Source organism: Streptomyces sp. HUAS 31 (assembly GCF_028198125.1).
Lineage (GTDB): Bacteria > Actinomycetota > Actinomycetes > Streptomycetales > Streptomycetaceae > Streptomyces > Streptomyces chartreusis.
The window spans coordinates 8,480,423-8,493,186 of record NZ_CP116353.1 but is presented as its reverse complement, the minus strand read 5'-3'; the positions used below and the strand labels follow the sequence as shown (position 1 = coordinate 8,493,186).

The 12,764-nt window shown below is 71.0% G+C and carries 11 protein-coding genes; 1 reads left to right on the top strand and 10 read right to left on the bottom strand.

The window, feature by feature from the left end; all coding sequences use genetic code 11:
* Positions 1-21 precede the first annotated feature (21 nt).
* The 8 genes from PGH47_RS37605 to PGH47_RS37570 are packed head-to-tail and all read right to left on the bottom strand — an operon-like array spanning position 22 to position 7,867.
* Entirely contained in the window at positions 22-864 is an 843-nt protein-coding gene (locus tag PGH47_RS37605) for an amidohydrolase family protein (RefSeq protein ID WP_271667154.1), read from the bottom strand.
* On the bottom strand, positions 861-1,175 hold the full coding sequence (locus tag PGH47_RS37600; protein WP_030956205.1) for an L-rhamnose mutarotase: 315 nt from the start codon (positions 1,173-1,175) through the stop codon (positions 861-863). The genes PGH47_RS37605 and PGH47_RS37600 overlap by 4 nt, the downstream gene beginning before the upstream one ends.
* Positions 1,172-2,143 carry an aldo/keto reductase gene (locus PGH47_RS37595; RefSeq protein WP_271667153.1) on the bottom strand — a complete coding sequence of 324 codons (972 nt, stop codon included), beginning with the start codon at positions 2,141-2,143 and terminating at the stop codon, positions 1,172-1,174. Before PGH47_RS37595 ends, PGH47_RS37600 begins: the two co-directional genes overlap by 4 nt.
* Complete coding sequence (locus PGH47_RS37590) at positions 2,140-2,895, bottom strand: SDR family NAD(P)-dependent oxidoreductase (RefSeq protein ID WP_271667152.1); 756 nt, start codon at positions 2,893-2,895, stop codon at positions 2,140-2,142. The genes PGH47_RS37595 and PGH47_RS37590 overlap by 4 nt, the downstream gene beginning before the upstream one ends.
* A complete protein-coding gene (locus PGH47_RS37585; RefSeq protein ID WP_271667151.1) occupies positions 2,892-4,241 on the bottom strand; it encodes an L-fuconate dehydratase in 1,350 nt (449 codons plus the stop codon). Before PGH47_RS37585 ends, PGH47_RS37590 begins: the two co-directional genes overlap by 4 nt.
* 38 nt (positions 4,242-4,279) lie before the next feature.
* Positions 4,280-5,305 (bottom strand): ABC transporter permease, encoded by a 1,026-nt coding sequence (locus tag PGH47_RS37580; protein ID WP_271667150.1) that lies wholly within the window; start codon positions 5,303-5,305, stop codon positions 4,280-4,282.
* Positions 5,298-6,800: a sugar ABC transporter ATP-binding protein gene (locus tag PGH47_RS37575; protein ID WP_271667149.1), complete on the bottom strand. Its 1,503-nt coding sequence runs from the start codon at positions 6,798-6,800 to the stop codon at positions 5,298-5,300. Before PGH47_RS37575 ends, PGH47_RS37580 begins: the two co-directional genes overlap by 8 nt.
* On the bottom strand, positions 6,797-7,867 hold the full coding sequence (locus tag PGH47_RS37570; protein WP_271667148.1) for a sugar ABC transporter substrate-binding protein: 1,071 nt from the start codon (positions 7,865-7,867) through the stop codon (positions 6,797-6,799). The genes PGH47_RS37575 and PGH47_RS37570 overlap by 4 nt, the downstream gene beginning before the upstream one ends.
* A 181-nt stretch (positions 7,868-8,048) precedes the next feature.
* Between PGH47_RS37570 and PGH47_RS37565 the strand changes: the two genes are divergently transcribed.
* Entirely contained in the window at positions 8,049-8,747 is a 699-nt protein-coding gene (locus tag PGH47_RS37565; protein WP_107908672.1) for a FadR/GntR family transcriptional regulator, read from the top strand.
* Positions 8,748-8,818: 71 nt separating this feature from the next.
* Here the strand turns inward: PGH47_RS37565 and PGH47_RS37560 are convergent, their stop codons facing one another.
* Positions 8,819-9,634 (bottom strand): N-acetylmuramoyl-L-alanine amidase, encoded by an 816-nt coding sequence (locus tag PGH47_RS37560; RefSeq protein WP_271667147.1) that lies wholly within the window; start codon positions 9,632-9,634, stop codon positions 8,819-8,821.
* A 100-nt stretch (positions 9,635-9,734) separates the two neighbouring features.
* Positions 9,735-12,749 carry an alpha-mannosidase gene (locus tag PGH47_RS37555; protein ID WP_271667146.1) on the bottom strand — a complete coding sequence of 1,005 codons (3,015 nt, stop codon included), beginning with the start codon at positions 12,747-12,749 and terminating at the stop codon, positions 9,735-9,737.
* Between the last annotated feature and the right edge of the window lie 15 nt (positions 12,750-12,764).

Genomic DNA, 12,764 nt, shown 5'->3' with positions numbered 1-12,764 from the left:
GACGTCTCGCGCAGGGCGCCGTCAAAGAGCGTAGACGCGGACGGCGGTGCCCTCGAAGACCTGTGTGCGTTCGGCGTCGGAGAGCGCAGCGGTCAACTCCCCGGCGGCGGCCAGCACTTGGCCGTACGTCGCCGCGAGCGTGCACACCGGCCAGTCCGAGCCGAACATCAGGCGCCCGGGGCCGAAGGCCTCCAGTACCACGTCGGCGTACGGGCGCAGGTCGGTCACCGTCCAGTCGGCGAGGTCGGCCTCGGTGACGAGGCCGGAGAGTTTGCAGACGGTGTTGGGGAGTGCGGCGAGGGCACGGACGTCACGGGTCCAGGGGTCGAGGGTGCCGGAGGCGATCGGCGGTTTGCCCGAGTGGTCCAGGACGAAGGTGAGTCCGGGGAGGTCGGCGGCCACTTCGACGCAGGCGGGGAGCTGGTGGGGCAGCACCACGAGGTCGTAGACCAGGCCGGCCTCCGCCACGGCCGCCAGTCCGCGTCGTACGGCCGCGCGCAGCAGCCATTCCGGGTCCGCCTCGCCCTGGACCTGGTGGCGGATGCCCTTGAGGTACCGGCCGCCGGGCAGCTCGCGCAGCCGGACCAGCTCGTCGGCGATGTCGGGGCGAGTGAGGTCGGTCCAGCCGACGACTCCCGCGATCAGCTCGTGCTCGGCGGCGAGCGCCAGGAATTCAGGGGTCTCCTCCGGGACGGTGATCGTCTGGACGAGGACGGTACGGCCGACTCCGGCAGCCCGCGCCTCGGGGGCGAGGTCACCGACGCCGAAGTTCCTTCTCAGCGGCCGGAGTTCTGGACCCGTGATCCAGTCCTGGTCGCGCACCGACAGATCCCACACGTGGTGGTGGGCGTCGACGATCGTCACGGCAGCTCCCACACGACGGGCAGGCCGGCGTCCGCGCCCTCGTCGGAGTAGTCGTGCACCACGTCGAGCAGCTCGACCATGCGGGCCTGCCAGGCCACGTTGACCGGCAGCTCCTTCAGCTCGGCGAGGAGGCGGCCGTAGTCCTCGCAGTCCAGGACGTGGAAGAGGTCGGTGCCGCTGCGCCAGATCGTCCAGGAGGTGGCGCCGGCGGCCCGGATCGCGTCCGTGAGCTCGACCGGCACCTCCCGGTGGGCCGCCTCGTAGCGGTCGATCCGGTCCGCGCGGACCTTGGTGTGCAGGGCGACCCTCATCGCGGCTCCTTGTCGGACAGCAGGCCGGATTCCAGCAGTTCCTGCCAGAACGCCATCGGCACCTCCGTCGCGAACTGCTCGGCGCAGTCCCGGACCTCGTGGGCGGACCGGGCGCCCACGAGCACGCTCGCGACGGCGGGGTGCGCGGCGCAGAACGCGAGGGCGGCGGCCCGCAGGGTGATGCCGTGGCGGTCGGCGAGGGACTTCATGCGCAGTGCGCGGTCCAGCAACTCCGGTGGGGCCTGCGTGTAGTTGTACGTCGAGTCCGGCCCCGGATCCGCCAGGAGGCCGGAGTTGAAGGCTCCGCCGACGACGACGGAGGTGTGGCACTCGACCGCCACGGGCAGCAGATCGTCGAGCGCGCTCTGGTCCAGCAGCGTGTAGCGGCCGGCGCACAGCACCACGTCGACGTCCGTGTCGGCGACGAAGCGGGTCAGCATCTCGGCCTGGTTCATCCCGGCGCCGATCGCGCCCACCACGCCCTCGGAGCGCAGCTTCTCCAGCGCCGGATAGCCCTCGCGGAAGGCCACTTCGGCGTGGTCGTCGGGGTCGTGGAGGTAGACCACGTCGACGCGGTCGAGCCCGAGCCGTTCCAGACTGTCGTCGAGGGCGCGCCGTACGCCGTCCGCGCCGAAGTCCCAGACACGGCGCCGGTCCGCGGGTACGGCGAAGCCGTTGGCCAGGTCGTCGCCCGTCGCGTCCGGCACCGGTTCCAGACGACGGCCGACCTTGGTCGAGATGGTGTACGCCTCGCGCGGATACTCCCGCAGGGCAGCGCCGAGGCGGCGTTCGGACAGGCCGAGGCCGTAGTGCGGGGCCGTGTCGAAGTGGCGGATGCCCGCGTCCCAGGCGGCGGCCACGGCCTCGTGCGCCTGTTCCTCGCCGACCTCGGTGTACAGGTTGCCGATGGCGGCCCCGCCGAAGGACAGCGGGCTGACCTCGACGTCGGTGCGACCGAGCCGGTTCACCGGCCCACCGGCCTCAGGCGCAGGCCCTGCATGCCGCCGTCGACGGCGAGGGAGGTGCCGGTGGTGGCGCCGGAGAGCGGGCTCGCCAGGTAGGCGACGGCGCCGGCGACCTCGTCCGCCGACACCAGGCGCCCGGTGGGCTGGCGGGCCTCCAGCGCGGCGCGTTCGGCGGCCGGGTCGGCTGCGGAGTCGAGGAGGCGGCCGACCCAGGGGGTGTCCACCGTGCCCGGGTTGACGCAGTTGACTCGGATGCCCTCACGGACGTGGTCGGCGGCCATGGCGAGGGTGAGCGAGTACACGGCGCCCTTGGTCGCGCTGTACAGCGCCCGCTGCGGAAGCCCGGCCGTGGCGGCGATCGAGCAGGTGTTGACGATGGTCGCGTGCGCGGACTCCCGCAGGTGCGGGAGTGCGGCACGGGACATTCGGACCATGCCGACGACGTTGACGTCGTAGACCCGGTGCCACTCGGCGTCGTCGTTGTCCTCGACGGTGCCCTGGGCGCCGATGCCGGCGTTGTTGATCAGCACGTCCAGACCGCCGAGGTCGGCCACGGCGGCCGCCACGGCCTCACGTACGGAGGCGTCGTCGGTGACGTCGGCGCGGAAGGCGAGCAGGGGCTTGTCGACGGAGGACGGATCCAGGTCGAGGACGGCGACCCGGGCACCGCGCGCGGCGAGGAGTTCGGCCGTGGCCCGGCCGATGCCGGAGGCGCCCCCTGTCACCAGCGCCTTGAGACCGTCGAAGTCGCTCATGCCGCGTGCCCCTTCTTCTCATCGCGGTCGGCGGCCCAGAAGGCGCCGTCCGGGAACGTGTACCGCGCGATCGACTCGGGCCGCATGGCGGCCGAGAAACCCGGCGCGGTGGGTGCCGTGTAGTGACCTTCCCTGATCACCACCGGGTCGAGGAAGTGGTCGTGCAGATGGTCGACGTACTCGATGACCCGGTCCTCGGTGGTGCCGGTGACCGCCACGTAGTCGAACATCGACAGGTGCTGGACGAGTTCGCACAGCCCGACACCGCCCGCGTGCGGGCAGACCGGTACGCCGTACTTGGCGGCCAGCAGCAGGATGGCGAGGTTCTCGTTGACGCCGCCGACGCGGGCCGCGTCGATCTGGAGGACGTCGAGGGCGCCGGCCTGGAGGAGCTGTTTGAAGACGACCCGGTTCTGCACGTGCTCACCGGTGGCCACCTTGACCGGGGCGACGGCCTCACGGATGGCGGCGTGGCCGAGGACGTCGTCGGGGCTGGTGGGCTCCTCGATCCAGTACGGGTCGAACTCGGCGAGGGCCTTGGTCCAGCGGATGGCCTCGGCCACGTCCCAGCGCTGGTTGGCGTCGATCGCCATGCGGATGCCCGGCCCGACGACCTCGCGGGCGACACGGCAGCGCCGTACGTCGTCCTCCAGGTCGGCGCCGACCTTCAGCTTGATCTGGCGGAAGCCGCCTGCGACGGCCTCGGCGGCGAGCCGGCCGAGCTTGTCGTCGTCGTAGCCGAGCCAGCCGGCGGAGGTGGTGTAGGCGGGGTAGCCGCGCTCCAGCAGCCGCGCCGTGCGTTCCGGCGCTCCCTCACGGCCCCGGCGCAGCAGGGCGAGGGCCTCCTCGGGCGTGAGCGCGTCGGTGATGTACCGGAAGTCGATCTGCCGGACGATCCACTCCGGGGCGGCATCGGCGAGGAGCCGCCACACGGGCTTGCCCGCGCGCTTGGCGGCCAGGTCCCACACGGCGTTCATGACCGCGCCGATCGCCATGTGCATCACGCCCTTCTCGGGGCCGAGCCAGCGCAGCTGGCTGTCGCCGATCAGGTCGCGGTTGAGGATCCCCGGGTCCCCGCACAGCTCCTCTACGGGCCGGCCCACGACATGGCCGCGCAGCGCCTCGATCGCGGCGACCTGGATCTCGTTCCCCCGCCCGATGGTGAAGGTGAATCCGTGCCCCTCGTGGCCGTCCCCCGCGTCGGTGCGCAGCACGACGTACGCGGCCGAGTAGTCGGGGTCCGGGTTCATCGCGTCGGAGCCGTCGAGCTCGCGCGAGGTGGGGAAGCGGATGTCATAGGTGTCGACCGCGGTGACGCGGGTGGGAGTACCGGGGGCCTGGGACACTGAAGTCCTTTCCGTCGAGGGGCGGTTGGCAGCCGTGGTCAGTCCTGGGCCCGGCCCGTGGTGACACGGGCGATCATGAGGGCGATCAGGATGATTCCGCCGTAGATGGCCTGGATCCAGAACGACGGGACCTGGGCGAGGGTGAGCAGGTTCTGGACCACGCCCAGCAGGAGCACGCCCGTCAGGGCGCCGAACATGGTGCCCTTGCCGCCGTCGAGGCTGATGCCGCCGATCACCGCGGCCGCGAACACGGTGAAGATCATGTTGTTGCCCTGGTTGGCGCTGATCGCGCCGACGTAGCCGGTCTGGATGATCCCGCCGACGGCCGCGAGGGTGCCCGCGACGACGAACACGCCGAGCATCACGCGCTCGACCCGGATGCCGGCCGCGCGGGCGGCGTCCGCGTTGCCGCCGATGGCGTACAGGGCGCGTCCGATGCGGTGGTACTTGAGGACGAACCCGGCGATCGCGAAGGCGGCGGCCGCGAGCCACACCGACATCGGGATGCCGATGAAGGTGGTGGTGGCCAGGGAGTAGAAGCTCTCGGGCATCCCGAACAGGGTCTTGCCCTTGGTCGCGCCGACCAGCAGCCCGCGCAGGACGATCAGCATCGCGAGTGTCACGATGAACGCGTTGAGCTTGAACTTCACGACCAGGATCCCGTTGAAGGCACCCACGGCGGCGCCCACCAGGAGGATCGCCACCAGGGAGAGGGCGGCGGGGAGTTCGGTGCCCCAGCCGGACTGCGCGGCGGGCAGCACGAGCAGCGCCCCGACGGCGGGCGCGATGCCGACGACGGATTCGAGGGACAGGTCGAACTTGCCGGTGATCAGGACCAGCGACTCGGCCAGCACGACCATCGCGAGCGCGGCAGACGCGCCGAGGATCGAGATCAGGTTCCGCTCGGTGAGGAACGAGTCGTTGACCACCGCGCCGAGCACCAGGAGCAGCAACAGCGCCGGGACGAGGGCGAGTTCGCGGGCGCGGCGGAGCAGGACGGTCCTGGCGGCACGGGCGTCCGGCACCTTCAGGGGCAGGGCCGGTGGGGCCTTGGTGTCAGCCATGGTGGTCCACTCCTTCGATGGAGGCGATCAGCTCGTGGTCGCGCCAGCCGGCCGGGTGTTCGGCGACGACACGGCCGTGGAACAGGACGAGGACGCGGTCGCAGCGGCGCAGGTCGTCGAGTTCGTCGGAGACGACGAGCACGGCGATGCCGTCCTCGCGGGCGCTGTCCACCCGGGCCAGCAGGGACTCCTTGGACTTCACGTCGACGCCCGCGGTGGGGTTGATCAGCACGAGCAGCCGGGGGTCGGAGGCCAGTGCGCGGGCCATGACGACCTTCTGCGCGTTGCCGCCGGACAGGTCGGAGACGGGCTGGTCGGGGCCCTCGGTGTGGATGTCGAGGCGTTCGATGAGGGCGGTGGCGAGGCCGCGCTTGCGTTCGGTGCCGACGAAGCCGAAGCGGCCGAGCCGTTCCAGGACGCTCATGGTGGCGTTGTCGCCGATGGTCATGCCGGCGACGAGGCCCTGGTCGTGCCGGTCACGGGGCACGCAGGCGACGCCCGCCTTCAGGGCGGCTCCCACATTCCCGAACGGCAGCCGCTCGCCGCCCAGTTGTGCCGTACCGCCGGTCGGGGTGTGCAGCCCCGCGAAGGACTCGGCGAGTTCCACCTTGCCGCTGCCGCTGATCCCGGCGAGCCCGACGACCTCGCCCCGTCGGACGGTGAGGTCGATGTCCTCGTACGCCGGTGAGGTGAGCCCGCGGGCTTCGAGCAGGACGGGGGCGTCGTGGTCGACGTCCCTGGGGTCCACGGCCTGTTCGGCGATGGCCTCCAGGGACTCCCCCGCCATGGCCTCCACCAGGGCCCGGCGCGGGAGTTCGGCGACCGGGGCGGTGGTGATCCAGCGGGCGTCACGCAGGACCGTGACGGCCTGGCACACCTCGTAGACCTCCTGGAGGTGGTGCGAGATGAACAGGAAGGTCACGCCGGAGTCCTGGAGCGCCCGCATCCGTGTGAACAGCCGCTCGATCTCGCGTTTGTCGAGCTGTGCGGTCGGCTCGTCGAGGATGATGAAGCGGGCGCCGAAGCTCAACGCCCGTGCGATCTCCACCATTTGCCGGTCCTCGACCTTGAGGTCGGCGGTGCGGGCCTCCGGGTCGACGTGCACGTCCCAGGTGGCGAGGAGTTCGGCGGCCTCCGAGCGCAGCTTGCGCCAGCTGATGATGCCGCGGTTGAGCGGCTGCCGGTTGATGTACAGGTTCTCGGCGACCGTCAGCTCGGGGACGACGGTTGGCTTCTGGTAGACGCAGGCCACCTTGCGACGCCAGGCGTCACGGTCGGCGAGCGGGGGTGCGGGCTCGCCGTCGAAGCGGACCTCGCCCTCGTCGGCGGCCTGGAGTCCGGTGAGGATCTGGACCAGGGTCGACTTGCCGGCGCCGTTGCGGCCGACGAGGGCGTGCGACTCGCCGGGCAGGACGGTGAGCCGTCCGTCGGCGAGGGCGGTGGTGGGACCGTAGCGCTTGACGATATCCCGCGCCTGTACGAGTGGCGTCGTCATTTGACCGTGTTGCCCCAGAGCTTCGGGTCGTCGACGTTGTCCTTGGTGACCAGCGGCGCGGGCAGCTGGTCCTCCAGGATGCCGCTGGGCAGCTTCACGATCGTGGAGTCGTGGTCCGTCGGGCCGGGCTGGAACTTCTTCCCCTCCATCGCCGCCTTGATGTAGTACATGCCGTACTTGGCGTACAGGTCGGCGGGCTGGGAGACGGTCGCGTCTATCTCGCCCTTGCGGATGGCGTCGTACTCCTGCGGGATGCCGTCGTTGGAGACGATCGTGATGTGTCCGTCCTGTCCGGCCTTCTTCAGCATCCCCTTGGACTTCAGGGTCTGCAGGGTCGGGGCGAGGTAGACGCCGCCGGCCTGCATGTAGATGCCCTTGATGTCGGGGTTGGCGTTCAGGAGGGTGTCCAGCTTGGAGGCCGCGGTGTCGGACTCCCACTTGGCCGGTATCTCCAGGACCTTGAGCTTGGGGAAGTTCTTCTTCACGCAGGCCCGGAAGGCCTCGGAGCGGTCGCGGCCGTTGACCGAGGCGAGGTCGCCCATGATCTGCACGACCTTGCCGGACGGGATCTGCTCGCCCAGGTACTGGCAGGCCTTCTCGCCGTAGGCCACGTTGTCGGCGCGCACCACCATCGCGACCTTGCCCTTGTCGGGCGCCACGTCGACGGCGACGACCGGCACGCCCTTGCGCTCGGCCTGGTCGAGGCCGGCCTCGATGGCGGCGCTGTCCAGCGGGGCCACGACGAGGCCCTTCACGTTCTGGTTGAGCTGGTTGTTGATGTCGGTGATCTGCTGCGACGGGTCACTGTTGGAGTTGACCGTCTTGAGCGCGTCGACGCCCTCGGAGTCGGCCATCTTCGGCACGTAGTCGTTGTACGACTGCCAGAACGGCGAGGTCAGCAGGGGCAGGATCACCCCGACCTTGCCGCTGCCGCCGCCTTCGGCGCTCGACGCGCCGGTGTCCTTGGTGCTGCCGCAGGCGGCGAGCACGAGCGAGGCGCCGACGACCGCGCACACCGCTCCGACCTTCCGTGACCTGTTCTGCTTCCGCGCTGTAGTGCCGGGCATCTGGCGGCTCCTCGTTGAGCGTGTTCGAGCACATGGTTCGAGCAGGTGCCCGCATATTTATCAGACCACTTCCGGGGAGGAACACCCTCCAGCGGCAGATTTTCCAGCATCGAGACGGTATTGGTCGGACCACCTCGCTGGTTAGACTGCGCGCACCGGTGACAGGAGGAACGGCGTGAACGTGGACGAGACGGCCCCGCAGAAGGGCACCGTGACGCAGCGCGCCATCGAGCGGATCAAGGCGATGATCGCGGAGGGCCGGCTGGAGCCCGGGCAGCGGCTGCCGACCGAGCGCGATCTGGCGGCGCAACTCGGCATGTCCCGCAGCTCGATGCGGGAGGCGATCCGCGCGCTGACGGTGCTGGGCGTGCTGGAGGCCCGGCACGGCTCGGGCATCTACGTCACACAGCTGGAGGCCGGCGACCTGCTGGAGACGTTCGGCGTGGTCGCCGATCTGTCCCGGGGCCCGCGGCTGGTGGAGCTGCTGGAGGTGCGCCGCATCCTGGAGTCCACGGCGACGGCATTGGCGGCGGCGCGGATCACGCCGGATCAGCTGGCGGAGGTCGAGAAGCACCTCGCCGCGATGAACGCCACGGACGACCCGGAGGAGATCCTCGCGCACGACCTGGCGTTCCACCGTGAGATCGCGGTGGCCGCGGGCAACGACACCATGGCGGCGATCCTGGAGGGCCTCTCCTCCCGCACCTTCCGTGCCCGCGTCTGGCGCGGCTACCAGGAGGAGGGCGCCTTCGAGCGCACCCGCCGCGAACACGCCGCGATCCACCGGGCCCTGGTGGCCCGCGATCCGGAGGCGGCGCGGGCCGCGGCGGCCGCGCATGTGGGCGAGGTGGAGGAGTGGCTGCGGGCACAGCTCGGCTGACCGGGGCGGTTCCCTTCACCTGCCGGTGAGTCACCCACCGGTGAGTGGAACCGCCCCGCTCCCCGGCCGCGTCAGGCCTTCACGTCGAAGCCGTGCTGCCGCCCGAGCTGCTCCAGTGACGTGAAGCCCGGAATACCGTTGGCGTCGTCGCCGGTGAACCCGCAGCGGCGCTGCCAGTCGGCGTACGCCTCGACGGTCGCGGTGCCGAAGTGGCCGTCCGCGAGGTGCGCGGCGAGAAGGCCCTCCGCGACGAGGGCCTTCTCCACGGTCTTGACCCCGGCGTACGACACGGGCGTGCCGGCCTCGGCCGGATCGTGCAGGGCCGCCGCGACCACCTTGGACACATCGATCACGGGGCGCGGGCCGGGCTCCGGCGTCGGACCGCCGGGACGTGGGGCGCCCTGCTGCACCCAGGCGTACAGGTGCTTGCCGGGGCACTCCGTGGCGAGGCCGTCCCGGTGTCCCTTGATCTCGTTGCCTGCGCCATGTCTGCGCAGCAGCTCGATGCCGTCGCGGATCGCCCCGAGCATCGCGTCCGTCGGCTTGGTCAGCCCTTCCGAGCCGACCAGGCCCATGATCGCGTAGTGGCCGCGGTTGAGGTCCTGGTTGCCGTTCGCCCCGGTGCGTCTGCCGAGGCCGCGGCCCTCCAGGAGGAAGCCGTGCGGGCAGGCGCCGTAGTTGTAGGCGATGTCCGAGTAGTTCTCCTTCTTGTTCGCCAGGTGGTCGACGCGGATCTTCTTCCACTTGGCGATGCAGAGGTCGTGGTCATCGAGAAGTTGGACACTGACCGGTGCGCCCTCGTAGTGGACCTTCACGCCCTTGGTCGATGTCTGGGTGGGTGCGGCGGATGTCGGCCAGCCGAGCTGAGCCCGCGTGACAAGCTTCAAATGTGCCTCCAGGGGGTGAGTTGTGACTCCACCCCCTCGAGTGTGGGGACAGTTGCTTGATCACCTCAGCCCGACGCCCCGCCGCCACCCGTCCGTGCGCCTACGAGCGGCGCAACCGCAGCGTGACCAGCTCGAAGGGGCGCAGCCGCAGCGCGACGCGCGCCCCTTCGCGCGACGGCGGCTCCGGCAGCGGACGTTCCAGCAGATCCGTCGCCGAGACGTCCGCGACCTCGAAGTCCGCCGTCAGGGTGGCCCGTGTCCGGCCACCGTGCGCCTCGTGGAGGCGGACCACCACGTCCCCACTGCCGTCGTCGGCCAGCTTCACCGCGGTGACAACGACGGCGTCCCGGTCCACCGTCACCAGCGGCGACACCTCTCCCCCGCCGGTGATCCGCCGCTCCGGGAGATTGATCCGCCAGCCCTCACGCACCGCGTCCGCGATGCCCGCGCCGGGCACCAGGGCGTGCCGGAAGCGGTGGACGCCCTGGTCGGTCTCGGGGTCCGGGAAGCGCGGGGCGCGCAGCAGCGAGACCCGGACCGTGGTGGTCGTGCCCTGGTCGCCGTCGGTGCGGACCGTGCGGGTCACGTCGTGGCCGTACGTCGAGTCGTTGACGACGGCGGCGCCCCAGCCGGGCTCCTCGACGTGGACGAAGCGGTGGTTGCAGGCCTCGAACTTGGCGGCCTCCCAGCTGGTGTTGGTGTGGGTGGGCCGGTGGAAGTGCCCGAACTGGGTCTCCGAGGCGTACCGTTCCGCGTGCACGTCGAGCGGGAAGGCCAGCTTCAGGAACTTCTCCGTCTCGTGCCAGTCGACCTCCGTGTCGAGCAGCAGCCGCTTGTCGCCCGGTGCGAGCGACAGGTGCTGGGTGACGCGGGAGTCGCCGAAGGACCGCGTGACCCGCACCGACGCCCCGTCCGCACCGGCCGCGAGTTCGTCCACGCCGGTCAGGTCGGTGACGGTGTGGCGGTAGAACGCGTCGACGTCCCAGGCGTCCCACATGTTCGGGAAGTCGGGGTGCAGCTGGAGGAGACCTGCGGCGCCGCCCGGCGCGATCGTCTCGCGGTCGCCCTCGATGTCGTACGCCGAGACGACCAGGCCCCGGGCGTCGATCTCGACGCGCAGCAGGCCGTTGTCGAGGACGAAGCCGCCGTCGGGGCGCGGTGCGAGCGATGTCCGGCCCTCGGTCGCCGGGAGTCGTGCCCCGCCCGCCGGGACACCCTCGCGTGCGTGCGGGGCGGAGTTGAAGACGAGCTCGGTCGTGCCCTCGCCCGCCAGGACGCGCTGGGCCGAGTCGATGACGGCGTTCAGCTCGCCCGCGAGGCGCTCGTACGTGGCGCGGGCCTCACGGTGCACCCACGCGATGGACGAGCCGGGCAGGATGTCGTGGAACTGGTGCAGCAGCACCGTCTTCCAGATCCGGTCCAGCTCCTCGTACGGGTAGGGGAATCCGGCGCGGACGGCGGCGGTCGCGGCCCACAGTTCCGCCTCGCGCAGGAGGTGTTCGCTGCGGCGGTTGCCCTGCTTGGTCTTGGCCTGGCTGGTGAGGGTGGCGCGATGCAGTTCGAGGTAGAGCTCGCCGACCCAGACGGGCGCGTCGGGGTACTCGGCCTCGGCCTTGCGGAAGAAGGCGTCCGGGGTCTCCCAGACGACGGTGGCCGAGCCCTCCAGGTCGCGCAGCCGGGCCGACTTGGCGATCATCTCGCGGGTCGTGCCGCCGCCTCCGTCGCCCCAGCCGGTGGGCGCCAGGGAGTGCCGGGCCCTGCCCTTGTCCTTGAAGTTGCGGGACGCGTGGGCGATCTCGCTGCCCTTCATGGAGCAGTTGTAGGTGTCGACGGGCGGGAAGTGCGTGAAGATCCGGGTGCCGTCGATGCCCTCCCACTGGAAGGTGTGGTGCGGGAACTTGTTGGTCTGGCTCCAGGAGATCTTCTGCGTCAGCAGCCACTTGGAGCCCGCCGCCTTGATGATCTGCGGCAGTCCCGCGGCGAAGCCGAAGGTGTCGGGCAGCCACGCCTCGTCGTTCTCGACGCCGAACTCGTCGAGGAAGAACCGCTTGCCGTGCACGAACTGCCTGGCCATCGCCTCCGAGCCCGGCATGTTGGTGTCCGACTCCACCCACATGCCGCCCGCCGGCACGAACCGGCCGTCGGCGACCGCCTTCTTCACCCGCGCCCACACCTCGGGCCGGTGCTCCTTCACCCACGCCCACTGCTGGGCCTGGGACATGGCGAAGACGAAGTCGGGCTCGTCCTCGATGAGCGCGGTCATGTTGGACGTCGTACGGGCCACCTTGCGCACCGTCTCGCGCAGCGGCCACAGCCATGCCGAGTCGATGTGCGCGTGTCCGACGGCGCTGATGCGGTGGGCGGACGGCACGGCGGGCACGGCGAGCACCTCGGCGAGTTGCTCCCGGGCCCGCGCCGCCGTGCCGTTCACGTCCTGGAGGTCGATCGCGTCGAGCGTCCGCTCCACCGCCCGCAGGATGTCCCAGCGCCGCGCCGACTCCACCGGCAGCTCGGCCATCAGCTCGCCGAGCACCTCCAGGTCGATGACGAGCTGCCAGACGTTCTCGTCGAGGACGGCGAGATCCATCCGGGTCAGTCTGTACTGGGGTTCGCTGCCGGCGGTCTCCTTGTCGCCCAGCTGCGTGGGCAGGAAGGGGTGGTAGTCGAGGATGACGGGGTTGGAGGCCGCCTCGATGTGCAGCCGCACCTCCTCGCCGCCCTCCACCGGGGCACCGATGCGCACCCACTGGTTGCGGGGGTTGAGGCCCTTCACCGGGGTGCCGTCGGGCCGGTAGACCAGGCCCTCGCACTGGAAGCCGGGCATGTTCTCGTCGAACCCGAGGTCCAGCAGGGCCTCGACGGTCCTGCCCGCCCACGCCTCGGGCACGGTCCCGGTGACCCGGAACCAGCTGGTGCCCCACGGAGCACCCCAGCGGGCGCCCACCTCGATCGGCTCGGGTTCGGCCGCGAGTCCCTCGGCGACGGGCACCGGCTCGCCGGGCGCGTGCCACACCGCCACGTCCAGCGGCACGGACTCCGGGTACACGGCTGGGCGGATGCGCTCGTCGAGGACGCGCTTGAGGCGGGCTTCGACCAGGTTGCGGTCGTCATGCATGCGGGGTGCTCCGTA